The organism is Bittarella massiliensis (ex Durand et al. 2017) (genome assembly GCF_009876955.1).
In the GTDB taxonomy this organism is placed as follows: Bacteria; Bacillota; Clostridia; order Oscillospirales; family Ruminococcaceae; genus Bittarella; species Bittarella massiliensis.
The window spans coordinates 73,969-99,047 of sequence record NZ_WWVY01000004.1; the positions used below are offsets into that span (position 1 = coordinate 73,969).

The window sequence follows — 25,079 nt, forward strand, 5'->3', positions numbered from 1 at the left end:
TTATACTTTTTAGCAGATGTAGTCCAACACGTCGACCACCTGTCCCCCCCGCAGGTAGATGCGCTGGACCCGGCGGCCCAGGATACAGGTCAGCTCGTAGGGGATGGTGCCGCAGGTCTCGGCCAACTGGGCGGCGGTGAGGCCGTCTTCCTCGGCGCCAAATAAAATGGCCTCGTCCCCCCGGCAGACGCCGGGGATGTGGGAGACGTCGACCATCATCTGGTCCATACAGACCCGGCCCAGCACCGGCGCGACCTGGCCGTGAAGGACCACCGACCCCTTGGAGGAGAGGGCCCGCTGATAGCCGTCGGCATACCCCACCGCCAGGGTGGCGATGCGGGTGGGCCGCTGGGTCTCATAGGTGTTGCCGTAGCTGACAAACTCCCCCGGGGCCACCGTCTTGACCAGGGTCACCACCGTTTTCAGGCGCATGGCCGGGCGCAGGGGGATGCGCTCGTTTTTGCAGGGGGCGATGCCGTAGAGGATGATCCCCGGGCGCACCATGTCCAGGTGAAATGCCGGCCAGTTGAGGGTGCCCGCCGAGTTGCAGCAGTGGCGCAGGGGGAAGGCGATCCCCCGCCCTTCCAGGGCTTCGACCACCTCCATAAAGCGGCGGTACTGCAGCCGGGTGTGCTCCTCCGGGGCCGTTCCCTCCTCGTCCGCCACCGAAAAGTGGGTGAAGATCCCCTCCGCCCGCAGGTGGGGCAGGGCGGTGACCTGGGCGATCTCCTCCACCGCCTGGGGGCCAAAAAAGCCCAGGCGGCTCATCCCCGAATCCACCTTTATGTGGATGTCCAGCCGCTCCTCCCCGCCGGCCAGGGCCTGCTCCAACTCCCTGGCGTAGTCCAGGGAGAAGACCGTCTGGGCGATGCGGTGGCGCACCAGGTCGCCCACGCACTCCACCGGGGTGAAGCCCAAAATCAGGATGGGGCGGTGGATCCCCCCCTCCCGCAGGGAGATGGCCTCGGTCAGGGTGGAGACGGCGAACCAGTCGGCCCCCTGGGATTGCAGGGCGGCGGCCGTCTCCGCGTCGCCGTGGCCGTAGGCGTCGGCCTTGACCACCGCCATCAGCTTGGTCTGGGGCCCCAGCAGGGACCGGATGGCGCGGTAGTTTTCTTCGATGGCATCCAGGTCGATTTCGGCCCAGGTGCGCTTGATCTGTCTCTTCACAGCATCTTCTCCCATCACACAGCCGTCTAGCAGGCAAAACGCTTGCAAGCCGCTTTTATTATAGCCCCTTTGCCCCGGTTCGTAAAGGCGAAAAAGCGCGGCAAAAAGGGCCGCCCGGCCCCGCGGCGGCAGGGGGCGGGTGGCCCATTCAAGACCTGGTGTTACCCCTCCAGCGCGCCGGAGAGGGTGCGGGGATAGATGTCGGGCGAGCTGTCGTAGTAGTGCAGCCCCTCCAGTTCCAGCGGCAACTGCCGCCGGAAGGCATGGGCGTTTCGCCCCAGCCCCAGCCGTTCGGCTGCTGCGTCCCGGGCGTCGCGCTGGGCCCGGGTGGAGGACCTTTTGCTGAGATAGCCGTAGTCCACTTCTGCCTGCAGCTCGTAAAAGAGCTGCAATCTGCCGTCCCTGTTCCAGAAATCCACCGTGAGCTCCCCCGCCTGCTCAAACCGAAGCTGACCCGACAGCCGGTAGCTGGGTTTTTCGTCGGTCACGACAAAGTGTTCGCCCGACCGGCAGGAGTGGACCAGCACCGGGATCTCCATCTCCACCGCCAGGTAGGTGGGGTCGGCCACGTCCCGGGCGGCGATCACCTTCCAGAGAAAGACCCCCTCCTCCTTGCAGGTGGACTGGTGGCGGAAAATGGCCTCGGGCGGCAGGGCCAGCTCCTGTCCCGCCTCCTCCACCCGCAGGTAGGGCGGTGCGGAGGAGACCGGGGTCACCCCCTCCTCTCCCCCTGTGCCCCCGCTGCAGCCGGTCAGGGCGGCCGTCATCCCCACTGCCAACAAAAAGATGGGCCAACGCATCCGTTTCACCGCTGTCTTCCTCCCCTCTGGACAGGGCAGCCATACACTGCCTCGCACGATACCTTTCTATACACAGTATAGCGCATCGCACAGTGCATGCCTAGTGTCAAAATGGGCAAAGAGGGGGGTAAAAAACAGGCAGCTTGCACAGGGCGGACATCCCCTCTCAGTCGTAGCTATTTTGGTAGATGTCCCAAAAGTTGGTGAGCATCCGCCCCTGGGCGGCCACCCGCTCCTCTCCAGTGTCGATCTGCCAGCCGTAGATGCCATAGCTCTGCAGGGTGAAACGGGAGAGGGGGAGCAGGTGGTACTCCTTGCGGAGGTAGGCCGCCGCGTCGCTGCAGTCGGACGAGACCTTTTTCAGGGCGGCGGAGGGGTTTTGAAAGACCGGCCGCCCCCGCTCATCCAGCCCCATGGCGTAGGCGGAGTGAGGGGGAAACCGCTCCCCCCACCGGCTGGTGTCCCCCGCGCTCCAACTTGCCGGCGGGGAGAAGTAGTGGAGCGCCTGGGGGTAGGGGGCCACGCAGGTGCGGTAAAACAGGACGGCCAGGCAGAGGAAGGCGAGCAGGAGCAGACCGCTGGCCAGCAGCAGCGCCCGGCGCTGGCAGCGGCGGCGGGCCAGCTCCCGCTGGGAGAGGGCGAGGGCGCTCTCCACCGCCTCCTCCACCTCGGGGGCGGGGCACTTCTGCCGCTCCCCCCGCAGCAGTTCGGCCACCGACACCCCCAGTTGCCCCGCCAGGGGTTCCAGCAGGGCCACGTCGGGTAGGCTCAGCCCCCGCTCCCACTTGGAGACCGCCTTGTCGGTGACCCCCACCCGCTCGCCCAGCTCCCGCTGGGTGAGGCCCGCCTCCCGGCGGCACCGCGCCACAAACTGTCCAAAGCGCACACTGTCCATCTTCCCCGCTCCCTTCCTTTCCCCCACCATAGCACAGGCGGGGGCAAACTGGCAATCGACCGGCAGTCGAGGGGACTCTCCCCGGCCTTCCGCCCCTGGAAAAGGGCAGAAAAGAGGCGCCGCCCGGCGGGCAGCGCCTCTTTTGGCAATCAAAAATCAGTCGGCCAGGATGCGGGTGATGGCCCCGGTGGGGCACTCGCCGATGCACTTGCCGCAGTCGATGCAGACGGCGGGGTCCACCACCGCCAGGTTCTCCTCCATGTGGATGGCCTCCACCGGGCAGGTGCGGGCGCACTTCTGGCAGCCGATGCAGCCCACGTCGCAGCCCTTGCGGGTGACACCGCCCTTTTGGTGGTTGCGGCAGAGGACATAGGCCGAGGCCTTGGAGTCGTCCACCAGCTGGAGCAGGTGGTTGGGGCAGCGCTTGACACAGGCCCCGCAGCCGGTGCAGAGCTCCCTGTCCACCACCGCGACCCCGTCCTGCACCGAGAGGGCGCCGAACATGCAGGCGGAGACGCAGTCCCCGTGGCCCAGGCAGCCGTCGGGGCAGACCCAGTCGCCGGCGAAGAAGCGGTTGGCCGCGTGGCAGGTGGAAATGCCCTGATAGGTCATCTTGGTGCGGGTGTGCTGGGCGTTGCCCCGGCAGGCGACAATGGCCACCCGCTTGGCGACCGCGCCGGAGGAGCGGCCGGTGATCCCGGCGATCTCCTCGGCGGTCTTGGCCCCGCCGGGCACACAGAGGTTGCCCTCGGCCTGACCTGCGGCCACCGCCTTGGCGTACTCGTCGCAGCCGGCGTAGCCGCAGGCGCCGCAGTTGGCCCCCGGCAGGGCCTCGCGAACGCGCTCCACCGTCTCGTCGGTCTTGACCTCCATGATTTTGGAGAAGGCCACCAGGATGATGGCGGCGGCCAGCCCCAGGCCGGTGACCACCATGACCCCGTTGAGCAGGATATTCATTCTCTCAGCCCCCCTTACTTAAACATGTTCTCCGCCAGACCGGCGAAGCCCATGAAGGACAGGGAGACCAGCGAAGCGGCCACCAGGGTGATGGGGAGCCCCTGAAAGGCCTTGGGGACATCACAGCTCTCCAGTTTGCGGCGGACCCCGGCGAAGAGCACCAGGGCCAGCATAAAGCCGACGCCCGCGCCGACGCCGTTGACCACCGACTCCCAAAAGCCGTACTTGTTGTCCACGTTGAGCATGGTCACCCCCAGCACCGCGCAGTTGGTGGTGATGAGGGGCAGGTAGATGCCCAGGGCCTTGTGCAGGCTGGGGATATAGCGCTTGAGGATGATCTCCACCAGCTGCACCAGGGCGGCGATGACCAGGATGAACACCAGGGTGTTCATGTACTCCAGGTTCATCTGCTCCAGCAGGTAGTGCTGGATGGGCCAGGTGGCCGCCGAGGCCAGGCCCATGACGAAGATGACGGCGCCGCTCATTCCCAGGGCGGAATCCATCTTTTTGGAGACCCCCAGGAAGGGGCAGCAGCCCAGGAATTTGGAGAGGACGAAGTTGTCCACCAGGATGGCGCTGACCAAAATGACAAAGATCTGTTTCATCAGTTCTCGCCCTCCTCTCTCTTCTCGATCTCACCGCAGATCTCCTTGTTGGCGCAGCCCGCACAGCCGGCGCAGCCGTCCATCTTGCCCACGGCGGGCTTGCCGGTCTTCTTCTCGGTGATCTTGTTGGCCAGGGCCATCAGGCAGCCGAAGAGGAAGAAACCACCCGGGGCCAGCTTCATGATCCCCATGGGGGTGATGAGGTCGGCGGTGAGGGCGATGCCAAACCAGGTGCCGCTGCCAATGATCTCGCGGATGGAGCCCATGATCACCAGCACCACCGTAAAGCCGACGCCCATTCCCAGGCCGTCGAGGACCGAGTCCAGCGGCCCGTGTTTCGAGGCGAACATCTCGGCCCGGCCGAGGATGATGCAGTTGACCACGATCAGGGGCAGGAAGATGCCCAGCGCCTTGTCCAAATCGGGGGCAAAGGCCTTGACGATCAGCTGTACCATGGTCACGAAACCGGCGATCACGGTGATGTAGGCGGGGATGCGCACCTGTTTGGGGATGAAGTTGCGCAGCAGGGAAATGACCAGGTTGGAGCCGATGAGGACCACGGTGGCGGCAATGCCCATCCCCAGGCCGTTGGCCGCCATGGTGGTGACGGCCATGGTCGGGCAGGTGCCCAGCACCAGCCGCAGGACCGGATTTTCTTTTAAGAGGCCGTTGGTGAGGTTTTTCAGGTGGCCTCCCTTTTTCTGTTCTGCCATCAGTTTGCCCCTCCTTTCACCATCTCGTAGACGCTCAGGGCGTTTTGGACGCTGTCGCGCACCGCGGTGGAGGAGAAGGTGGCCCCGGTGAGGGTGGCCACGTCGGCCACGCTCCCCTGTTTGCCGGAGAACTTGCCCCAGAAGCTCTCCTCCTCGACCCGCTTGCCAAGGCCCGGGGTCTCTTCGTTGTCCATCACCTTGATGCGGGTGATGGCGCCGTCCGCGCCGATGCCCACCATCACCGGCACCTGGCCGGCGTAGCCCTTCTGGGAGGCGGAGATCACAAAGCCCGCGTCGCCGGCGCTGTACACCTCGGTGACGCCCAGGGCCTCCATCTCGGGGGTGAGTTCGATCTTCTCAAAGTCGGCCGCGTCGGGCAGCACTTCCCGGCGGCCGGCGTTGGCCACCGCGTCCAGGTTGTCCTGGATCTTCTTTTCTGTCAGCATGTTGACCCCGCCCAGGGCCAGGGAGACCACCAGGCAGATGATGGTCAGGGAGAGGATCGGCCAGACGATCTCTCGAAAGGTGTTTTTCTTCTCCATTCCTACTTGCCACCTCCAAACACTCTGTGCCGGGTCAGCCGGTCGATCTGGGGGGAGAGGATGTTCATCAAGATGATGGAGTAGCTGACCCCCTCGGCGCTGGAACCGAACAGGCGGATGAGCACGGTGATCAGCCCGCAGCCGATGCCGAAGATCAGCTTGCCCCCGTTGGTCATGGGGCTGGTGGAGTAGTCGGTGGCCATGAAGATGGCCCCCAGCATCACCCCGCCGGAGAGGATCTGCTGCAGGGGGTTGGCCCCGGCCACAGCGGTGAGGGCAAAGACGGTGCCGATGAAGCTCAGGGGGATGATGGGGTTGATGACCCGGCGGACCACCAGGTAGACCCCGCCCAGGATCAGCGCCAGGGCGCAGGTCTCGCCCAGCACGCCGGGCTGGTTGCCCAAAAAGAGGTCCAGGTTGCTGGGCAGCTTCTCCCAGGTGCCGTTGGCAAACATGTTCTTGATGGCCACCAGAGGGGTGGCGCTGGCCATGGTCTGCACCCCGGCCTTAAAGTAAAAGGCGTTGGGGTAGGCGGTCATGGCCGAGGTGAAGGAGAGGGCCAGGACGATTCGCCCGCCGATGGCCGGGTTGACGAAGTTCTGCCCCAGGCCGCCAAAGAGCTGCTTGACCACGACGATGGCCACGAAGCAGCCGATGACCGCCATCCAGATGGGGAGGGTGGCCGGCAGGTTGAAGGCCAGCAGGATGCCGGTGATGACGGCGGTGAAGTCCCCCACCGTCTGCTGTTTTTTCATCAGCAGGTTCCAGAGATACTCAAAGCCCACGCAGGAGACGATGCAGACCGCGATCAGGATCAGCGCCTTGGTGCCGAAGAGGACGCCGGAGGCGACGATTGCCGGGATCAGGGCGATGACCACGTCCCGCATCACCGAGGAGGTGGTGCGCTTGTCCCGCAGGTGGGGCGATGAGGAAACGATGAGTTTGTTTTCGGTTGTTTGGGTGTTCAAGTTGTCTCCTCCCCCTCTCTATTTCTTCTTGTCGGCGCGGTAGTCGCGCAGGTTGGCCTTGGCCTCCCGCATGGCCTGGGTCACCGGCCGCTTGGAGGGGCAGACAAAGGAGCAACAGCCGCACTCCATGCAGGCGTCCACCTGCAGCCGGGCCACCTCTTCCAGGTCGTTTACCTTGTTGGCCTCGTAGATCTGCGGGGGCATCAGCCCCATGGGGCAGGCGTCGGCGCAGCGGCCGCACTTCATGCAGGCCAGCACCGCCTGGCTCTTGACATACTTGTCCCCCAAAAAGAGGAGGCCGTTGGTGTTTTTGGCCACGTTGTAGGCGTCGGTGTAGACGCACATCCCCATCATCGGGCCGCCCAGCAAGATCTTCTTGGGCTCCTCGACATAGCCGCCGCAGAAGGCCGCCACGTCGGCGATGGAGGCGCCCACCGGCGCCAGCACGTTTTTGGGGGTCTTGATGCAGTCGCCGTCCACGGTGATCCGCTTCTCCACCAGGGGCATGCCGGTCTTTAAATAGCGGGCGATAAAGGCCACGGTGGAGATGTTGAGCACCACCACCCCCACGTCAGCCGGCAGCTTGCCCTTGGGGATGACCCGGCCGGTGAGCTCGTTGACGATCACCTTCTCCGCCCCCTGGGGGTAGCGGGTGACCAGGGTGCGCACCTGGATGCGCTCGTCCCCCTCGGCCTTCTGGGTCAGGGCGGCGATGGCCTCGGGCTTGTTGCTCTCGATGCCGATGAGGGCGGTGCGGATGCCCAGGTACTTCTGCACCAGCCGCACCCCCTCCAGCACGTCGTCGCCGCGCTCCAGGCACTCGCGGTAGTCGGCGGTGAGGAAGGGCTCGCACTCGGCCCCGTTGACGATCAGGGTGTCGATGGCCTCGGGGTCTGGGGGAGCGAGTTTGACATAGGTGGGGAAGCCCGCGCCCCCCAGGCCGATGAGACCCGACTCCCGCACGGCGGCCAAAAAGCTCTCCCGGTCGCGCACCTCCGGGGGGGCGATGGCGGGGTCCGGGGTCTGGGCCCCGTCGGCCTGAATGACCACCGCCTTGGCGCGGATGGAGTTGGGCAGGATGAACTCCTCAATGGCGCTCACCTTGCCCGAGACGCTGGCGTGGACGACGGAGGCCAGTCCCCCTTCTGTCCGCCCGATGACGGTGCCCACAAACACCTCCTGCCCCGGCTTGACCGCGGGCTCACAGGGTTTGCCCACGTGCTGTGCCAGGTGGATGCGGACGGTTTTGGGGACCGGCATTGCCTCGGTGGCGCACCCGCTGGTGTTCTTGAAGTGCCCCGGCAAAACGCCGCCCCTGGTTTTTTTGAACGCGTTCTTACCAAACGAAAACACAGATTGTACCCTCCCGTACTGACCGCGTCGGCGCGCGCAGACCCCGGCGGCAAAAACGCCGGACAGGCTGCGCGCAAAAAGGGGGCAAAGCCCCATTCCCCGCCGGTTTCACGGTTTATTTACAATTGGATATTATAGCATTTCCCCGCGCCGCTGTACACCAATTTGCTGTCGAATTGGGAAAACCACGAAAAGTGCAAAGGGTTTCTGTGCAATTTGTGGCAGGTGCACAGAAGTCTTGTTAAAAGTTTGTCGGAGTGTATAAATTTTTCCTATCGATAAAAAACGGATGGATACTCGCCCCGCCCGGGCAAGCATCCCTTCTGAACAGAGAACAGCGCCCCCACCGGCCGGCGGGGGCGCAAAAACTCTGCTCTGTGGGACAGTCGGTTTAGAGGCCCGCCTCTTTTGCCCGCTGGGCCACCCCTTCGGGGATGGGGGGCAGCACGTCGTCGGGGGCGGGGCAGTTGTAGCCACCGCCGGTCTCGGCCACCAGCTCTTCTCTGGCCTTGGCCGTCACCTCGGGGCAGTCGATGACCTTGGCCGCCGTCAGGGCCAGCACCTCGCCGGCCTTTAGGTACCCCTTCTCGCCGATGGAGGAGCCGGTCTGCCCGGTGACCTGCCAGGTGTGGGGGGTGGTGCCGATGCAGAAGCCCGCGATCATGGCCTGGGCGGTGGGGGTCACGTAGCTCACGTCCCCCACGTCGGTGGAACCGGCGACAGGGGTGGCGTTGAGGTCCAGGGGGTCGACGGTGTCGTTGAGCGGGGCGGCCACGATCTCCTTGGCCCGCTCCTCGCCGTAGCGCTTGACCAGGCCGCTGACCACCTGCTGGCGGCTCCCCTCGTCAAAGGAGGCAAAGAACTTGGCCGCCAGCTCCCTGTCTGCCCCGTCGAATGCAGGGGCGCCCAGCTCCGCCAGGGAGTCGTAGAGGAGCTTGGTCATGGTGGGGTTGGGGATGTAGTCGCTCATCCCCGACTGGATCTCGCAGACGCACTCGGTGCCGCAAATGAGGGCGGCGCCCTTGGCGATGTCCTTCACCCGCGCCAGGATCTCCTGGACCTGGGCGCTCTTGGGGGCGCGCAGGAAGTAGTGGACGCAGGCGTGGTCCTGCACCACGTTGGGGGAGGTGCCGCCCACGTCCAGGTAGGCGTAGTGCATCCGCGCCTCGGGGATGACGTGCTCGCGCAGGTAGTTGACCCCCACGTTCATGATCTCGCAGCTGTCCAGGGCGCTTCTCCCCGCGTGGGGGGCGGCCGCCGCGTGGGCGGTGCGGCCGAAGAACTTGAACTTTACGCTGACGTTGGCCAGGGAGCTGAAGGTCCAGGCGGCATTGTTGTCAAAGGGGTGCCAGGTGAGGGCGCAGTCCAGGTCGTCGTACAGGCCGGCGCGGGCCATAAAGGTCTTGCCCCAGCCGTTTTCCTCGGCCGGGCAGCCGTAGAGGCGGACGGTGCCGCTCTTCCCGGTCGCGTCCAGGTAGTCCTTGATCGCCACGGCCGCCGCCGCGGAACCGGTGCCCAGGGCGCTGTGGCCGCAGCCGTGGCCGCCCTCCTGCCCGGGGATGGGGTCTTTGGTGGGGCAGCCGGGCTGCTGGCTGAGCTGGGAGAGGGCGTCGTACTCGGCCAGGATGCCGATGACCGGCTTTCCGCTGCCGTAGCTGGCCACAAAGGCGGTGGGGATGCCGGCCACCCCGGTCTCCACCGCAAAGCCCTCGGCCGCCATAAAGTCCCGCAGGGCCAGGGCGGACTGGACCTCTTCGTAGCCCAGCTCGGCGCTCTCCCAAATCCTTTTGTGCAGTTCCCGCAGGGCAGACGCCCGCTTGGCCACCGCCTCTTTGACAATGTTCTTCGCTTCCATTCTCGCAAACCTCCTCGCGCATTCGGCCCCGTCGGGCGGGGCAGATGGATCTCTCGCCTCCATTGTATCACCCACAGGTCGCCGGAAGAAAGGGGCGACGGCCCCTTTCTTCCAACTTTGGACGGATGACCAGGAACCGCGCTGTTTTTTGGCGCTTTTCACAAGGCATATCCCCCTAAAGCAAAGGGGGCCGACGCCCCCGCCCACTGGCGGGGATCGCCGGCCCCCTTTGAAAGGTGTGTCCGGTCCTGCGAGAACTAGCGGCGCTTTTTGCGCAGCAGGAAGGCGGTGATGGCCGCCCCGGAGAGAGCGACGGCCACGGCCGCCGGGCGGAAGGTGTCGCCGGTGTTGACGCTGGGATCGCCGGCGGGCTTCTCCTCCTCGCCCTGGTTGTTCTGTTCGCCCTGGTTGCCCTCCTCGCCGGAGGGTTCGCCCTTGTCGGCGGGGATGGCGCTCTCGCTCTCCACCACGGCCGAGAGGATGCCCGCGTAGTTGTCCAGGTAGAAGAGGGTCTCCTCCACTGCGCCCTCCTTAAAGATGGTCACCTCGTGGGGACCGTTGGAGAGGGTGAGGGCGAACTGGCCCTTGTCGTCGGTCTTGTAGGCTTTGGCCTCGCCGCCGTCGATGCGCACCTGGAAGGTGGCGCCGGCCGCCCGCTCCCCCGCGCCGAGGGCGGTGATGGACACCTGGTAGCTCTCGGCGGTGTACCCGCCGCCGATGGCCCGGATCCGGCCGCCGTTGACCGGCACCCGGATGCCGTCCTTATTTTCCGGCTGGGCGCTCAGGTGCTCCAGATAGCGCACGAAGATCCCCTTCTCCCCGTCGCCGCTGCCGATCTTGGTGTAGGCGTCGTCCTCGGTGAGGCCCCAGAAGCCGTCGCCGCCGCCCAGGTTGTAGGTGCCGCTGGTGACCACGATCGACTTCACATCGTCGTTTCGGTCGAGGACGGTGCCGTCCTCCAGCTTGATTTCGGTGACCCGCTGACCCTCCTGGGTCTTGCGGCCGGCCTTGGTGCCGTCTGGCTTGGTGTACTCCTGGTAGGCGATGGCGGGCTTGGAGAGGTCATAGGTGTAGGTGAAGCCCGAGGGGATCAAAAAGTGGCCGTGGCCGCCGCTGATCTGCCCGGTGGCGGCATCCTGCGAGGTGACGCTGCTGACCCCGACCTCCACCATGTCGTAGAGGGTCTTGGGACTGATGGCCACATAGATGACCGGCGAGTCGCTCCAGGGGAGGATCTGGTAGACGTTCTCCATGGTGATCTCCCCGGCGGGGATGGTGGCCCGCACGTTGCCACTGCAGATATAGCCGATGTAGTTGTAGTCCTTGTAGGCGGCGTTGGCCGAGAGGGCCTCCTTCGCCTCCCACCGACGGCTGTCGGCCACCAGGTCGTAGAGGTTTGCCTCGGTGGTGCCGGAGACGCTGTACTCGGTGTCCACCACATTGCCCTGCTCGTCCAGGGTGCGGGCCTGGATCTTGCTGGCGTAGAGGGTGGACTGGGTGTTGCCCACCTTCTGGGTCTTGCTGGTCTCCTGCATGGCCTTGACCTTGTCGATGGCCGCCTGGCAGGTGGGGTCGGGCTGGATCCCCTCGGCCTCAACGGTGGCCTTGTTGATCCGCCCGGTGCTCATGCCGGTGAGGTCGTGGCCGTTAAAGGTCAACGTCAGCTTGCCCAGGTTGGCCAGGGTGCTGCCGGAGGAGACAATGAGGGTGTCGCCGACCTTCTCCGATTTTCCCTCCAACATGTCCTGGTGGGTGTGACCATCAATGATGACGTCGATCTTGCCGGCCCCCGCCTCGGCGATGGCCTTGGAGGAGTATTTCTCCTCGGTGGACCAGCCGCAGTGGGCCAGACAGACGATGGCGTCGATGTCCGTCTCATTTTGGTCGATGAGGTTTAGGATGCGGGTGGTCTCGGCCTTGACGTCCAGGAAGTCCAGCCCCTTGAGCTTGTCGGGAGAGGCCAGACTGGAGGTCTCGGGGGAGATCATCCCGAAGATGGCGATCTTGTGGCCCCCCACCGGCTCGACGATGTAGTCGCGCACCAGCTCATTTTTGAGCTCCTGGTTGGAGCCGTTGCCAAACTGCAGGTTGCCCGCCAGAACGGGGAAGTTGGCGGTCTTGACATTCTCCAGCAGGGTCTCCTGGGGGTAGTCAAACTCGTGATTGCCCAGCACCATGGCGTCGTACCCGGCGGCGTTCATCAGCTCAAAGACGCTCTTGCCCTTGGTGAGCATGGAGAAGGGCTGCCCTTGGGTGGCGTCGCCCGCGTCCAGCAGCAGGCTGTTGGGGGTGCTCTTTTTGATGGTCGTGACGTGGGCCAGGTTGAAGGCGTCGCTGATCATCGAGGCGTGCATGTCGTTGGTGTGGTAGATGGTGACGGTGTCCGGCTCTGCCGCGAGGGCAGGCGCCCCCACCGCCATGGTCAGCACCAGCGCCCCTGACAGGAGCGAGGCCAGTGCCCGTTTGAGCGTTCGGTTCATTTCTTCCTCCCCTTTTCGCTGCAAGCAGCGATGATAAATTATAATTTTTCTTTCAGCAGCGAAATATCCTCTTTTTTTGAAAAAACTGGGCTGGTTTGCCAATGGCAGGCCAGCTTTTTTGTGCGCAAATCACAAAATCATCTGCCGAAAGAAAATCTATACGTATTTTATCACAAAAGGGATGGAAGAAGTGTTCTTTTGTTGCAGTCGAAATGACAATCTTTCCCTCGCAAAATTATTCACCCTGTATAATTTTCGCCTGTTTGTAGACGTATTTTCTCGCATATTTGGCAAAATGGACAGAACATTTCCCTTTTGGCCTTCCAAAACCATCTCTCTTTTTCGCAAAAAGAGGCGGCCCCTCTCCCAAAAGGGAGGGGCCGCCTCTATCCCTTCGCCCGGGGGCGACGGCGATCTAGAATTGGATCTTTTCCTCAATGTAGCGCTCCAGCTGGTCGATGGCGATCCGCTCCTGGGCCATGGTGTCCCGGTCGCGGACGGTGACGCAGCCGTCCTGCTCGCTCTCAAAGTCGTAGGTGATGCAGAAGGGGGTGCCGATCTCGTCCTGGCGGCGATAGCGCTTGCCGATGGAGCCGGCGTCGTCGTAGTCCACCATGAACTTTCCGGCCAACTGCTCGCGCACCTTGCCGGCCTGTTCGCCCAGCTTTTTGGACAGGGGCAGAACGGCCGCCTTGAAGGGGGCCAGGGCGGGGTGGAAGTGCATGACCACCCGGCTGTCCTTCTCCCCCACCTGCTCCTCGTCGTAGGCCTCGCAGAGGAAGGCCAGGGCCACCCGGTCGGCGCCGAGGGAGGGCTCCACCACGTAGGGGATGTAGCGCTCATTTGCCTCCTGGTCGAAGTAGCTCAGGTCCTTGCCGCTGTGGTTTTGGTGCTGGGTCAGGTCGTAGTCGGTGCGGTCGGCGATCCCCCACAGCTCGCCCCAGCCAAAGGGGAAGAGGTACTCGATGTCGGTGGTGGCCTTGGAGTAGAAGGACAGCTCCTCCTGCTCGTGGTCGCGCAGCCGCATGTTCTCCTCCCTCATCCCCAGGTCCAGCAGCCAGTTTTTGCAGTAGTCCTTCCAGTAGTAAAACCAGTCCAGATCGGTGCCGGGCTTGCAGAAGAACTCGCACTCCATCTGCTCGAATTCCCGGATGCGGAAGATGAAGTTGCCGGGGGTGATCTCGTTGCGGAAGCTCTTGCCCACCTGGCAGACGCCGAAGGGCAGCTTTTTGCGGGTGGTCCTGGCGATGTTGGCGAAGTTGACAAAGATGCCCTGGGCGGTCTCGGGGCGGAGGTAGATCTCGTTTTTCGAGTCCTCGGTGACCCCCTGGTAGGTCTTGTACATCAGGTTGAACTTGCGGATGTCGGTGAAGTTCTCCCCCCCGCAGTTGGGGCACTTGATGTGGTTGTCGGCGATGAACTGCAGCATCTTCTCCTCCGACCAGCCGTCGGCCGACTCGCCGGTGAAGTCCTCGATGAGCTTGTCCGCCCGGTGGCGGCTCTTGCAGTCCTTGCAGTCCATCAGGGGGTCAGAAAAGCCCCCTACGTGGCCGGAGGCGACCCAGGTTTCGGGGTTCATGAGGATGGCCGAGTCCAGCCCCACGTTGTAGGGGCTCTCCTGCACGAACTTCTTCCACCAGGCCCGCTTCAGGTTGTTTTTGAACTCCACCCCCAGGGGGCCGTAGTCCCAGGCGTTGGCCAGGCCGCCGTAGATCTCCGACCCGGGGTAGACAAAGCCCCTGCTCTTGCAGAGAGAGACCACCTTGTCCATGCTCTTTTCACTGTTTTGCAGCATTGCAAATCCTCCCATTTTCCAGCCCCTGGGGCCAGACTTCTTGTTTCGCCGGCCCTGCGGCCGCGGTCGGTCTCGCAGGCGGCGGTACGCCCATCCGACAAAGCCCCCGGCGAAGCGGGGGCAGTACGCTTCCTATTGTAAAGTCTGGCCGCGCAGAAGTCAAGGCGGAAAGCCCGCTGCCGAGGCCCTTTCGCCAAAGTTTGAAGGCCCCGATTGCGCCGCCGCCGTTTCCGTGGTAGAGTAGAGAAAAATCGCAGTGGAAAGGGCAGGCGATCTTCTTGAAAAACAGCGGTATTTACGGCGTTCGGCGGCGGGTGGGCGACCCCTCCCCCACCCTGGAGCGCGTCTGCGACAGCGCCGGGCTCACAGCCCGGGTGGGCGTGGGCGGACAGCGGGTGCAAAACGACTTTGACCAGATCCTCCCCTGGGGCGGCTTTCGCCGCTGCAACCTGGGCCCCGACGGCCGGGTGCGCGCCTATTTCGGCGAGCCCGGCTACCGAAGCGACGGCGAGGGGGGCCAGGTGATGGTGGAGATCCCCCGCTTCTATCAGCTCCACCTGGAGCGGGAGGGCTGGGAGTACTGGCTGGTCAGCCCCTGCCGGCAGGAGGGGTTTCGCCTCTCGCCGGCCTTTCTCGACGCGCGGGGACAGCCGCTGGAGCACATCTACATCGGCGCCTATCTCTGCGCCCCCGACGGGCGGGGCGGGGTGGTCAGCGCCGCGGGCCGGTACGGCCGCATCCGCACCGACCGCCCCACCTGGCGGGGCCTCTGCCGCAACCTGGGCCCCCGCTGGGGGATGATGGACGCGGTCTTCCTCTGCGACGTGCTGCAACTGCTCTTCACCGTGGAGTTTGCCACCCTCAACTCCCAGTCGGTGATGACCGGGCTGACCGACCTGCCATACAGCGCCGAATCTCCCCTGCTCCTGTCCGAGCAGGGGGCCAACCGCGCCGTGGTGGCGGAGGGGTATGCCCGGCAGTTTCGCCCCGGCCAGGGGATCGCCCTGGGCTGGGCGCTGGGGGACAACCGGGTGGTCCCCCACGCCGCGGTCACCGGCGTCACCCTCCTGGGCGGGGGACGGGCGGCCGTCTCCTTTGACGGCCCGCCCGCCGACTTGGAGGCGGGGATGCTCCTCTACTCCTCCCTCTGGATAAACGGGGGCGCCGATGAGGTGGCCGCCTCCTCCGGCGCGGCCTTTGCCGACGCGCAGGGGCAAGCCCCCATCCTCTGGCGGGGGATCGAAAACCCCTACGGCAACACCTGGGAGTGGATCGACGGGGTCAACATCCTCGACCTGCGCCCCTATGTCTGCACCGACCCGGGCGCTTACAGCGACTGCTCCATCACCGGCGCCTACCGGATGGTGAACTACTGCGACAGCCCCACCGACGAGTCCCCCATCGTCGCCTGGGGGGAGGACCCCCGCCTCCCCTTTGCCCGCTTCCCCACCCGCTCGGGGGAGGACGGCGGCCCGGAGCGCTACTGCGGCGACTTCTACTGGCAGCGGCCGGGGCTGCGGGCGGTCATCTTCGGCGGCAGCTGGTACAACGGCCGCCGGGCGGGGATCTACTGCTTCAGCGGCTGGAGCGCGCCGGAGATGATCCACGTCAACACCGGCGCCCGCCTCCTCTACCGGTGAGGAGCGGACAAAAAGCCGGGTTTCCACCCCGCCCCCCTCTCCGCCAAAAGGCAAAAAAAGGCCCGTGAGCGCGCTGCGCCCGCGGGCCTTTTTCTCTGTCAAACCGTCGCTTCTCCGGCGGGCCCCGCAAAGACAAAGGGGCCCCGGCGACGGCTCTTCTGCGCGAGAAAGCGGATATAGCTGCTCTTGACCGAGCTGAAATTCTTTCTGGGGATGGGGATGAGCGAGCCGTCGCCCATCACAAAGGCGTTGGAGGTGAGCTGGCGCACCCAGCTCATGTTCACCACATAGGACTTGTGGGGGTGGAGAAAGTCCTCATTTTCCAGGAGGACGGCCACCGCCTGCTCAAAGGGGACGCGGATGTGCAGGGAGGGCAGCGTCTCACCGTTTTCCAGGTGAAAATAGAGGATGTGGTTGCGGTACTCCACATAGAGGATCTCGCTCTGGTAGACCGCCGTGAGCCCCGCCTTGCTCTTAAAGGCAAACTGGGGGGCGCTGCCGGTCTGCCGCCAGGTGCGAAGGGCGTCCAACAGGGAAAAGAGGGTCTGACGCTCCACCGGTTTGAGCAGGTACTGAAAGGCGCTCACCCCATAGGCCTCCAGCGCAAAGTCGCGGGAGGAGGTCAGGTAGACCAGCGCCGCCTCCCAGTCGGTCCGGCGGATCTCCTCCCCCAGGCGGATGCCGTCCACCTCCGGCATCAACACGTCCAGGAGGTAGAGGTCGTAGCGCGCCCCGCCCTGGATCTCGCCCAACAGCTGGGCGGAGGAGCCGTACCGGCACAGCTCCATCTCGCAGCCGCGCTCCCACCGGTACTGAGAGAAACTCTCTTCCAGCGCGCGCAACTGCTCCTGGTCGTCGTCGCAGATGGCGATCTTCACCCTGTCACCCCCTCTTTTCGCCCGCGCCGATGCGCGGGTGGTTGCAGCCATTGTACCACAAGCGGGGCACCGGCACAAATGCGCCCGCTAGCGCCCCCCCATCTGAAAGAGCAGCCGCAGCACGAACCAGCCCCCCTCGGCGCTGCTGTCGAGCAGGATGCCGTACTTGCGGGCAAAGGCGAGCATGCTCTTGGTACCGACGCCGTGCTCTTCTCCCTCGGGGAGGGGGAGGTCTGTCTTGGGGTCAATGGCGATCTCCCCCCGGTAGGTGTTGGCGATCTCCAGCAAAAAGCTGTCCCCCACCACCTGGCCGCTGAGCACGATGCTGCGCTGGGTCCCCTCGGGCATCTTCTGGCAGGCGTGCAGGGCGTTTTCCGCCGCGTTGGCCAGCACCACCGCCAACTCCAACTCCTCTGCGGGCAGGGGGTCGGGGAACTCCAGCGCCGAGCGGACGGCGATCCCCTCCTCCTCGGCCCGCCGCAGGTACCCCATAAGGGCGGCGTTGACGGTGAGATTTTTGCAGTAGCAATGCACGGCCGTGCTCTTTGACACCTGTTCGTCCAGGTCGTTTACGATCTGCCGCGCCTCCTGATAGCGCCCGCCCCGCAGGTGCTCGTCGGCGATCTGCAGGTAGTGGCGCAGGTCGTGCCGGTAGATGCGGATGCGGTCCTCACTGCTCAAAATGGCCTGTTCCTGGGCCTTCATCACCTCGACCTGGGCCATCAAGATCTGGTTGGCCCGCTCCTGTTCCAACTGCATCCGCAGCTGGCGGAAAAAGAGGAGCAGCAGCACATAGGTGGCCATCATGGCGCAGACCACCATCAGCACAACGGCCGTGCCCTCCCCGCGGTAGAGGGAGAGGCGCGCCGAATCCGCCAGCAGGTCAAAAATCTCGCAGTAGAGAAAGGGGATGGCGGTGAGGAGGAGCCAGAGGCGGCGAAACCGCTCTTGAATCAAGAAAAACTGCTCCTGAAACACCCGGGCGATGGCCGTCAGCAGGACCAGGTGCAGGGCCAGTTCCAGCGGTATCTCCACCCAGGGGCTCAAAAAGCGCTTCCATATCTCCCCGATCACCCCCACCCCCATCATGATCGAGCAGATGGTCACCACCGTAAAAATGGTTCGCGCGTCCCGGTATTTGGCGTAAAACAGGGACAGCAGGACCACCGGCAACACGATGATCAGCGCGCTGAAGGTCATGACGAAGGCCCGGCCCTTGTAGAGATACAGGGAGAGGCTGAGCAAAAAGATCGCCAAACTCCCCGCCGTCAGCACCGCCACCGCCCGCTTTCCCGAAAAGCGGCTGGGCACGAGCAGATAGATGTAAAAGGCGATGATCAGATAGTTCAGCCAGTTGGACAGCTGTTCCGGCTGGTTCACAAAAGGGCCTCCTTCTCCCCCCGCCCGCGGCGCTGTGGGGGCACTGATTGTTTGGTCAAAGGAACGGGCGCACACCGCCCGGTGAAAAAAACGACCTGCGCCGCGTGCAGGCCGTTTGTTCAGTTGCGCGCCGGGGCGTCACTCCCCGCCGCGGCGAATGCAGACCTGATTTCGGCCGCCCTTCTTGGCCGTGTAGAGGGCCTCGTCCGCCCGCTGCCAGAGGGTCTCGTAATCCGCCCCGTCCCGCGGACACTGGGAGATGCCGATGCTGACGGTGATGGGGCGGCCCGCCTGCAGCGCCTGCTGGCTCTCCTCCCAATCCCCTTTAAAGCGGGCCAACAGCCTCTCGAGCGCCGCCTGCGGCATCTCGCCCGGCAGGTAGACGACAAATTCGTCTCCCCCCACCCGGCCCGCCACCGCCTGTGAAAAGGCGCTCTTGACGCTCTGCGCCAGCGAAATCAGCACCTTGTCCCCAAAGGGGTGGCCAAGGCTGTCGTTGATGTCTTTAAAGTGGTCGATGTCCAGCACCAGCAGCCAGCCCTGGGGGCCGTTGCCGATGAGTCGGCTGGCCGTCTCCGTCAAATACAGGCGGTTGAGCAGCCCTGTCAGCGAGTCGTGGCGCAGGTTGTAGATGATCTGCTGGCCGGTCTGCTCCACCATTCGGTGGGGGAAGAACTCGTCCTGGGTCTGGTTGGGGTCGGGGACCGACTGGTGGACGTGGACGAGCTTCCAGCCCCCATCCCCCTTGCGCAGCACCATGGTGAAGCGAAAGTGCAGGTCGTAGGGGATGCCGTCGCCGGTGCTCTCCCGCACCACCAGCTCCCCTATCACCAGGCAGCACCCGTCCGAGAGGGCGGTCGTCTGATACCACTGGTCCTTGATGAGGAAGGTGCCGTTCCACTCCCCGCTCTCCCGCGCCATGGCCGCCTCAAATGCCTGGACATTGCGGCTGACCTCGTGCGCTCCGGTGCCGATGACGCTGAGCGCGGGGTCCACGACCTCTGCAAGAAAGTCATAGCGGCGCTCCTCCAGATACTGGTGCCAGAGAAACCGGCAAAACTCCTCCGGCGTTTGGGGACCGTTCATCCTCGCCCTCCTTTCACCGCCGCCACCGCGGGCAGGCGTTTGTCATTTACCTTATTTTATCAGGAAATCGCCCTCATTAAAAGGGGGCGCTGCAAATTTACAGCGCCCTTTGATGGGGGAAAATCATCCATCGGGCAGGCCTGTCAAACGGCGACCATCCCGTCTGCCGCAGGGCGCTGTTTGGCACCCCGCCCAGCCCGGCACCTCCCTTCCGCCGCCCAAACAAAAAAGGGGCGCCCGGCGGTCCGGCCGCGGGCGCTCCCTTAAATGGCGCTATTTGTTGTACTTTCTCTTCTTGCCGTAGACGGCGGCGCCGGTCAGCCCTGCGGTGGATACCAGCAGGAGGGTGACCCACAGCCCAACGCTGCCAAAGTCGCCGGTCTGCGCCGTGTCGGACTTTTCATCCTCGGCGCCCGCTTCACCGGTGGCCGGGATCTCCACAGCCGCCTTCTTGAAGCCGCAGACAGTGCACGCCTCGTACTTGCTCCCCTTCTCGGTGGCGGTGGCTTCCTTTTCGACCACCCATTTGAAGGTGTGCTCGGCCGCCTCGACCTTTTCGCCGCAGACGGTGCACAGGTGCCAGTGCTGGTTGCCGTCAGAGACCCACTCAGCACCTGCGGAGTGGCCGACGGCCTTCACCACAGTGTCCGCCTGGGCGATCTCTTTGGTCAGCTCTTTGTCGCCAAAGTACTTCCCGCAGTCAGCACAGTACCAGTAGGCGATATTGCCATCCTCGGTACAGGTGGGCGCTTTTTCCGCAACAGCAGTGACGGCCCCATGGGTGGTGACAGGGGTGTCGGTGACCGGCACGTCATTGACGGTGACATTGCCACTGCCGGTGTTGGTGACGGCGACCTGGTCCAGGCCGGTCAGGTCCGCATCGCCGCACAGAACGGTCACCTTGTCGCCCTTGGCGGCCTTTTCGTTGAGGGTCTCGTTGATTTCGGCAGCGGTGCCGATGTAGGTCTTGCCGGTGGAGTTCAGAGAGGCGGCAACGGCGCTCTGAACGGCGTAGTCCGCCGCGTCGGGAGAGGTGAAGGTGCCGGCAGAAATGCTGGTGTCGTAGTAGTCGTCCATGAGGGCGCTGTCAAATTCGCCGGTGTAGTCGCCGCCCTTGATGGCGACCGAACCGCCCGCTCCAGAGCCCTGGCCGTAGGAGAACAGCTTGGCGCTGGTGGCCTGCTCGTCCACCACAAAGGTGCCGCCCGAAATGGCCAACTGGCCTTTGGCGTGGTCGCCCCAACTGCCGTTGGAGACGACGCAGGCGACATCGCCACTGGCGGTGAAGGTGCCGCCGTAGATGTTGGCGATGTTCCAGTTTTGCACCACAGCGCCCTCATAGGTCGGGCAGCTGAACGCGCCGTCGTAGATGTTCAGAACGCCGCCCTCGTCGTTTTTGACGGGGTTGTAGCCGGCACTGGTAAAGGAACCGCCGTTGATGGTCAGCGTCGGGCTGGCGCTGTTGGCGCCCTCCACGTAGTTGTTGCGCTCGTTGGGCTTGGCCGCAGCATAAGAGGAGTAGCCGTTCTCAATCAAGCTGGAAACGGTGTCGACGGTGGTCTTTACGGTGACGCCCTTGTTGATGGTCATCTCGCCGTGGTTGCAGATGGTGTACCACTGGTTGGCGCTGCGGGTGTAGTACCCGCCGGACAGGGTGGTCTTGCCGCTGTTGAACACCGCGGCATAGCCCTTTACCGCCGCCTGCACCTTGCCGCCGCCCACCGAGTCGATCACCTCGAGGGTGGCACCGGCGCTCACGTAGATGGCGTCCTTGTCCTTGGCGGTCAGGGTCTTGCCGTTCAGGTCCAGGGTGACGGTGACCCCCGTCGGAACGACGACGCTCTGCTCGATGTCCGCCCCGAGTTTGACTGTGCCGCCGCTCTGGACAGCACTGGTTAGCTCGTCCGCCGTGGAAACCGTCGACTCTGCCGCAAATGCAGTGACGCTGCCCATGGATATGGCCAGCGCCGCACACAGCGCCAGGGACAAGAGTTTCTTTGGCATCTTTACTTTGCCCATATGTATGCCTCCTTTTTATTCTTCAAGAGAACCTGTTGGCGGCTCCCATTGAATTTCCTACCAAATTGCCACATAATCTGCATTATGTAGTGGGTGTCAACCGAAAACTTCTTTAACTTTTAATTCATATTACCATTCTCTTCCTGCCACAGTCAAGGGCCCCGTGGATATTTTACAGATACAGGCGTCAGAAAGAGACCTTCCGATCCTCTTTTTCGGGAGGTTTGATTTGCTGCGCGCAGATAGTTGTCGGTCCTGCTGCGAATGTCCTTTTGCGGGGCCGATGGGCAATGTCCATGCTCCCTATTTTCCCCAGGTGCGCACATAATGCAGATTATGTAGTTTTTTTTGTTTTTAAAGCACCAGTTTTAGGGCGTCCATCCGCTGGCGGTGTTCTCTGCCGGAGGAGATGATGTAGATGCGGGTGGTGTTGATGTTGGAGTGTCCCAAAATATCGGCCAGTTTCGCCAGATCCCGGTCGACGGCATAAAAGCAGCGCGCAAACAGGTGCCGCAGGTTGTGCGGAAAGACCTTGCTGCGCTCCACCCCAGCCTCTGCACAGAGCGATTTCATCATCCGCCAGATGCTCGAGCGGTCCAGCGGCCGCCCCGTGCGGGTGATGAATACCGGGCCGCTCTTGATCCCCTGCCGGCGCAGATAGCACTGCAGCCTCCTCCGCAGTTTTCCCGTCAGCAAGATCACCCGGGTCTTCCCCTTGAGCTGGAGGACCGCCTCCCCCCTCTCCACCGCCTCGGCGGTGATGCTGTGCAGTTCCGACACGCGGATACCCGTAGCGCAGATCGTCTGCATCAGCAGTGAGAGCCTGTCGCCACGCCGGGTCTCCGCCGCGCGGACCAGGCGCAGGTATTCGGCCTTTGACAGCTCCCTTTCTCTGGAGCAAAAGGCCTGTCGCTGGATTTTCAGCTGTTTCACCCGCAGGTCGTGTCTGCCCAAAAACGAGAAAAAGCCGTTGAGCGCCGCCAGCTTTGCGTTGACGCTGGCTGGCTGATACACCTCCTGCAGGTGCCTCTTGTAGCCGATCACCCGCTCCTTGGTGAGCTCCCGCCCCGACAGCCAGCGGAGGAATGCCTCGATGTCCCGGCGGTACTGCCCGCGGGTGGCAGGACTTCTCTCCCCCCACTCTAGATGCTCTATATACCCTTCGACTGCTTTCCACATGTCGCCATCCCCTTGTCTCTCTGCAAATTCCTTCCTTTTGACCCGTTTGTCCACCTGTTTGATTGTAGGGGATTTTGTCGAATTTTGCGTACAGGTAAATGATGGAAAATTCTTTATGAAAAGCGGTTTTTCCCTCATCTCCAGGAAGCGCGCCCGATCCGGAGAGGCAAAACCGGCCATCTTTCCCCCACATGGTCGGAGTTGCCCCCCTGCGGGGTGAGCGGCTTTTTTCTCAAGCGGGCCCCCGTCGACCCGGCAAACTTTATTTTTGCTACCCATATAAAGAAAGAGGCGGCCGCTTTTTCGAATCGGCCGCCTCTTTGACTTAAAAAACGTTCTGCCCTCCCCATCAGGCACTTCAAAGAGCTTTCTCTACTTCCAGAAAGAGCAGCCCCTGTCCCTTCCCACTCTCTTGCCCCCCTGCGGCAAACAGGCGCAATGAAAAGAGATAAGCACCCTCCCCATATGAAATGCACCCCAAAAAAGCAATGTTGAGTGCGAACAGGCGAGGCACCGCCCCACGCGCAGGCGCTATCCTGCAAAAAGAAAAACCTGCGGAGCGCGAATTGCTCGCCGCAGGTTTGAAGGGGCGGATACGTTAGCCGCCCATAGCAAAAAAGTGTTTCTCAAAAGGGAAACCGGGGCAACGCAAAGGTTGCCCCGGTTTCCATGCCATTCGGTTGTACACATCACGGCACTGGTTTGCACTTATTTGTCGGCTTTTCTATATCCGCACTTGGGGCATACGCCGTTTTCGTCGAGGGCGATGCCGCACAAGGGGCAGCGATCGATCTTGTTGTCCGTCTGGAATTCAGCAGAAGCTGCATTGACACCACTGGTAAAGGTGATTTTGGCAATATTGAGTTTATCCTTCAGCAAATCATAGACGATTTTGATCATGCCCTCTACCGTCATGGTTTCTTTTGTAACAACCAACCGGCAGTCCGGATAAGCGGTGGCCAACTCTGTTTTAAAAGCCGGGCCTTTCATCTGATTCTGCGGTGCGCCGTTGCGGATGCCTTGCTTTTCGTACACGTCAAGAACGGCGGGAAGGAGGGGGTCGTCCTCTCTGAGGATCAGCGCGTGGTCAAAATTCTTCAGAACTCCCCAAGCGGTTTTCTGGATCTCGTTGCAAGGAAAAACCATATTTACACCAGATTCCACCGAATCCTCAACCTCAATGGTCAGAACACCGGTGTGCCCGTGCAAGTACTGAGCTTCTCCCTTAAAGCCGTAAAATCTGTGCGCATATTGCAGGTCCAATGTTGTAATGCTTCTCATATACTGATATCCTCCTAATTTATTATTTACGGGATCATGCACCCGTATGGCACATTGAATTTGCGAAAGGGCTATGATTGAGACTTGGTTTTGCAATCCGGGCAGATGCCTTTAAACATCAGGTCATGGCCGCTAAACTCAAAACCGTGGGCATCCTTGATCCGTTTTTCCAAATCTTCGATGTAGTCCATATCCACATCAAAAACCCGACCGCATCTTAAGCATCTCGCATGATAGTGATCGTGACATAGGTGATCGAACCGATCGGCGTCGCCCGGAACCTCCAGCTTTCGGATCTCCCCGTTCTCCGCAAGCTGATTTAAATTCCGATAGACAGTCACCTTGCTGATATTGGGGTACTCTTTGACAACCAGACTGTAAATTTCTTCAACGGTGGCATGGCACTGTAAGGTATTGACCGCTTTCAAAACCAAAGCCCTCTGAATCGTATTTCGCTTTATCATTTCATTCGACCCTTGATCTATAATTAGAATCCATTTCTAATTAGCATAATAATCCAATTAGAACAGTATGTCAAGTATTTCTATGAAATTTTTTACAATCCTCTTTTCCGACCATATCCTGCCTACTGATAAAAAGCCTGTAAACCCTCACGAATACTAAAAACGGGCCGGTCATCCCAGGGGACCGGCCCGTTTGAGTGGGAAAAGCGATTGAGAGGCCGCCCATATCCCAGTCACAAGGGCGCAAAAAGGCGCGTGAGAAACTGAAGGGAGGATTGAAACCCCTGCATCAGGACCTTCTAAACTGTGTTGGCCAACAGATCGACTCTGTTGGGATACATACGGCAGAAAAACACAAAAGAAATCGCCATACAGCTGCAAAACGCAACCATACGGCGATTGATTTATTGAAAGGGGCGGACACTTTAGGCGTTGCCCGAGCGCGGGAGCATTGCTGTAAAAAGAAAAAACCTGCGGAGCGCGAATTACTCACCGCAGGTTTGGTGGTGGAGGATGGATTCGAACCATCGAAGCGAAACGCAACAGATTTACAGTCTGCCCCCTTTGGCCACTCGGGAACTCCACCATATTTTATTTTAGTAGCCACATTGGCCGGCTCTTTTCAATGGAGCTGGTGGACGGACAAAAGCGCTTCGCGCTTTTACGGCTTGCGGCATAGCCGCTGCGCCACTTTTTGCTAAAAATTGTTCACTGAACAATTTTCTTTACGCAAAAAGCCCTCTTAGGGTTCAAGTCCCACCTAGCTACACATTTAACTGGAGCTGGTGGACGGACTTGAACCCCCGACCTGCTGATTACAAATCAGCTGCTCTACCAACTGAGCTACACCAGCAAATGTGACAACAGTATAGATTATACCATCTTCTTTTTGCGTTGTCAACAAAAAAATTGGTCGAGGCGACAGGACTTGAACCTGCGGCATCCTGGTCCCAAACCAGGCACTCTACCAAACTGAGCTACGCCTCGTCAGCCTTTGTGTTACAGCGCAGCACACCAAA

Annotated in this window: 20 protein-coding genes and 3 tRNA genes; 1 reads left to right on the top strand and 22 read right to left on the bottom strand. The window is 62.4% G+C overall.

Annotation, left to right across the window (positions count from 1 at the left end; translation table 11 throughout):
- Window positions 1-9: 9 nt before the first annotated feature.
- The 12 genes from alr to GT748_RS06445 all read right to left on the bottom strand — a co-directional run bounded on the left by alr (window position 10) and on the right by GT748_RS06445 (window position 14,133).
- Window positions 10-1,170 carry an alanine racemase gene (alr, locus tag GT748_RS06390; protein ID WP_244273536.1) on the bottom strand — a complete coding sequence of 387 codons (1,161 nt, stop codon included), beginning with the start codon at window positions 1,168-1,170 and terminating at the stop codon, window positions 10-12.
- A gap of 161 nt (window positions 1,171-1,331) precedes the next feature.
- Window positions 1,332-1,979, bottom strand: a complete 648-nt coding sequence (locus tag GT748_RS06395; RefSeq protein ID WP_044991742.1) for a hypothetical protein — start codon at window positions 1,977-1,979, stop codon at window positions 1,332-1,334.
- A 157-nt stretch (window positions 1,980-2,136) separates the two neighbouring features.
- Entirely contained in the window at window positions 2,137-2,865 is a 729-nt protein-coding gene (locus GT748_RS06400) for a helix-turn-helix domain-containing protein (protein WP_052537577.1), read from the bottom strand.
- Between the two features lie 156 nt (window positions 2,866-3,021).
- Complete coding sequence (locus GT748_RS06405; protein ID WP_021658087.1) at window positions 3,022-3,822, bottom strand: RnfABCDGE type electron transport complex subunit B; 801 nt, start codon at window positions 3,820-3,822, stop codon at window positions 3,022-3,024.
- 14 nt (window positions 3,823-3,836) lie between these two features.
- Entirely contained in the window at window positions 3,837-4,427 is a 591-nt protein-coding gene (gene rsxA, locus GT748_RS06410; protein ID WP_021658088.1) for an electron transport complex subunit RsxA, read from the bottom strand.
- Window positions 4,427-5,140, bottom strand: coding sequence for an electron transport complex subunit RsxE (rsxE, locus tag GT748_RS06415; protein WP_021658089.1), 714 nt, complete (start codon window positions 5,138-5,140; stop codon window positions 4,427-4,429). Before rsxE ends, rsxA begins: the two co-directional genes overlap by 1 nt.
- A complete protein-coding gene (locus GT748_RS06420) occupies window positions 5,140-5,682 on the bottom strand; it encodes an FMN-binding protein (protein WP_021658090.1) in 543 nt (180 codons plus the stop codon). Before GT748_RS06420 ends, rsxE begins: the two co-directional genes overlap by 1 nt.
- A gap of 2 nt (window positions 5,683-5,684) precedes the next feature.
- Window positions 5,685-6,650 (bottom strand): RnfABCDGE type electron transport complex subunit D, encoded by a 966-nt coding sequence (locus tag GT748_RS06425; protein ID WP_044991745.1) that lies wholly within the window; start codon window positions 6,648-6,650, stop codon window positions 5,685-5,687.
- 18 nt (window positions 6,651-6,668) lie between these two features.
- The gene (rsxC, locus tag GT748_RS06430) at window positions 6,669-8,003 is read right to left on the bottom strand and encodes an electron transport complex subunit RsxC (RefSeq protein ID WP_044991747.1); all 1,335 of its coding nucleotides are present in this window, start codon (window positions 8,001-8,003) and stop codon (window positions 6,669-6,671) included.
- A 391-nt stretch (window positions 8,004-8,394) separates the two neighbouring features.
- Window positions 8,395-9,858, bottom strand: a complete 1,464-nt coding sequence (locus GT748_RS06435; protein ID WP_021658094.1) for an amidohydrolase — start codon at window positions 9,856-9,858, stop codon at window positions 8,395-8,397.
- Window positions 9,859-10,115: 257 nt separating this feature from the next.
- Window positions 10,116-12,338 carry a 5'-nucleotidase C-terminal domain-containing protein gene (locus GT748_RS06440; protein WP_021658095.1) on the bottom strand — a complete coding sequence of 741 codons (2,223 nt, stop codon included), beginning with the start codon at window positions 12,336-12,338 and terminating at the stop codon, window positions 10,116-10,118.
- A 415-nt stretch (window positions 12,339-12,753) separates the two neighbouring features.
- Window positions 12,754-14,133, bottom strand: coding sequence for a glycine--tRNA ligase (locus tag GT748_RS06445; RefSeq protein WP_021658098.1), 1,380 nt, complete (start codon window positions 14,131-14,133; stop codon window positions 12,754-12,756).
- Between the two features lie 278 nt (window positions 14,134-14,411).
- Between GT748_RS06445 and GT748_RS06450 the strand changes: the two genes are divergently transcribed.
- Window positions 14,412-15,773, top strand: a complete 1,362-nt coding sequence (locus tag GT748_RS06450) for a hypothetical protein (RefSeq protein WP_044991749.1) — start codon at window positions 14,412-14,414, stop codon at window positions 15,771-15,773.
- 98 nt (window positions 15,774-15,871) lie between these two features.
- On the opposite strand, the gene GT748_RS06455 is transcribed toward GT748_RS06450, so the two are convergent.
- The 10 genes from GT748_RS06455 to GT748_RS06500 all read right to left on the bottom strand — a co-directional run bounded on the left by GT748_RS06455 (window position 15,872) and on the right by GT748_RS06500 (window position 25,047).
- Window positions 15,872-16,651: a LytR/AlgR family response regulator transcription factor gene (locus GT748_RS06455; RefSeq protein WP_044991751.1), complete on the bottom strand. Its 780-nt coding sequence runs from the start codon at window positions 16,649-16,651 to the stop codon at window positions 15,872-15,874.
- Between the two features lie 87 nt (window positions 16,652-16,738).
- On the bottom strand, window positions 16,739-18,031 hold the full coding sequence (locus GT748_RS15955; RefSeq protein WP_021658102.1) for an ATP-binding protein: 1,293 nt from the start codon (window positions 18,029-18,031) through the stop codon (window positions 16,739-16,741).
- 138 nt (window positions 18,032-18,169) lie between these two features.
- A complete protein-coding gene (locus tag GT748_RS06465) occupies window positions 18,170-19,117 on the bottom strand; it encodes a diguanylate cyclase domain-containing protein (RefSeq protein WP_021658103.1) in 948 nt (315 codons plus the stop codon).
- 273 nt (window positions 19,118-19,390) lie between these two features.
- On the bottom strand, window positions 19,391-21,136 hold the full coding sequence (locus GT748_RS06470) for a hypothetical protein (protein WP_021658105.1): 1,746 nt from the start codon (window positions 21,134-21,136) through the stop codon (window positions 19,391-19,393).
- Between the two features lie 354 nt (window positions 21,137-21,490).
- A complete protein-coding gene (locus GT748_RS06475) occupies window positions 21,491-22,315 on the bottom strand; it encodes a tyrosine-type recombinase/integrase (protein WP_044991752.1) in 825 nt (274 codons plus the stop codon).
- Between the two features lie 708 nt (window positions 22,316-23,023).
- Window positions 23,024-23,596, bottom strand: a complete 573-nt coding sequence (locus GT748_RS06480) for a 6-carboxytetrahydropterin synthase (RefSeq protein ID WP_021658110.1) — start codon at window positions 23,594-23,596, stop codon at window positions 23,024-23,026.
- A gap of 71 nt (window positions 23,597-23,667) precedes the next feature.
- Window positions 23,668-24,060 (bottom strand): Fur family transcriptional regulator, encoded by a 393-nt coding sequence (locus GT748_RS06485; RefSeq protein ID WP_021658111.1) that lies wholly within the window; start codon window positions 24,058-24,060, stop codon window positions 23,668-23,670.
- A 501-nt stretch (window positions 24,061-24,561) separates the two neighbouring features.
- A tRNA-Tyr gene (locus GT748_RS06490) sits at window positions 24,562-24,646 on the bottom strand.
- Between the two features lie 191 nt (window positions 24,647-24,837).
- Window positions 24,838-24,913: transfer RNA gene (locus GT748_RS06495), tRNA-Thr, on the bottom strand.
- Window positions 24,914-24,970: 57 nt separating this feature from the next.
- Window positions 24,971-25,047, bottom strand: a tRNA-Pro gene (locus GT748_RS06500).
- Window positions 25,048-25,079 lie beyond the last annotated feature (32 nt).

What these genes read in the sequence shown, in the direction of transcription:
- GT748_RS06400 (WP_052537577.1), bottom strand. Translation starts at nt 2,865, where the DNA reads ATGGACAGTGTGCGCTTTGGACAGTTTGTGGCGCGGTGCCGCCGGGAG.
- GT748_RS06405 (WP_021658087.1), bottom strand. Translation starts at nt 3,822, where the DNA reads ATGAATATCCTGCTCAACGGGGTCATGGTGGTCACCGGCCTGGGGCTG.
- rsxA (WP_021658088.1), bottom strand. Translation starts at nt 4,427, where the DNA reads ATGAAACAGATCTTTGTCATTTTGGTCAGCGCCATCCTGGTGGACAAC.
- rsxE (WP_021658089.1), bottom strand. Translation starts at nt 5,140, where the DNA reads ATGGCAGAACAGAAAAAGGGAGGCCACCTGAAAAACCTCACCAACGGC.
- GT748_RS06420 (WP_021658090.1), bottom strand. Translation starts at nt 5,682, where the DNA reads ATGGAGAAGAAAAACACCTTTCGAGAGATCGTCTGGCCGATCCTCTCC.
- GT748_RS06435 (WP_021658094.1), bottom strand. Translation starts at nt 9,858, where the DNA reads ATGGAAGCGAAGAACATTGTCAAAGAGGCGGTGGCCAAGCGGGCGTCT.
- GT748_RS06440 (WP_021658095.1), bottom strand. Translation starts at nt 12,338, where the DNA reads ATGAACCGAACGCTCAAACGGGCACTGGCCTCGCTCCTGTCAGGGGCG.
- GT748_RS06445 (WP_021658098.1), bottom strand. Translation starts at nt 14,133, where the DNA reads ATGCTGCAAAACAGTGAAAAGAGCATGGACAAGGTGGTCTCTCTCTGC.
- GT748_RS06465 (WP_021658103.1), bottom strand. Translation starts at nt 19,117, where the DNA reads ATGAACGGTCCCCAAACGCCGGAGGAGTTTTGCCGGTTTCTCTGGCAC.
- GT748_RS06470 (WP_021658105.1), bottom strand. Translation starts at nt 21,136, where the DNA reads ATGGGCAAAGTAAAGATGCCAAAGAAACTCTTGTCCCTGGCGCTGTGT.
- GT748_RS06475 (WP_044991752.1), bottom strand. Translation starts at nt 22,315, where the DNA reads ATGTGGAAAGCAGTCGAAGGGTATATAGAGCATCTAGAGTGGGGGGAG.
- GT748_RS06480 (WP_021658110.1), bottom strand. Translation starts at nt 23,596, where the DNA reads ATGAGAAGCATTACAACATTGGACCTGCAATATGCGCACAGATTTTAC.
- GT748_RS06485 (WP_021658111.1), bottom strand. Translation starts at nt 24,060, where the DNA reads ATGATAAAGCGAAATACGATTCAGAGGGCTTTGGTTTTGAAAGCGGTC.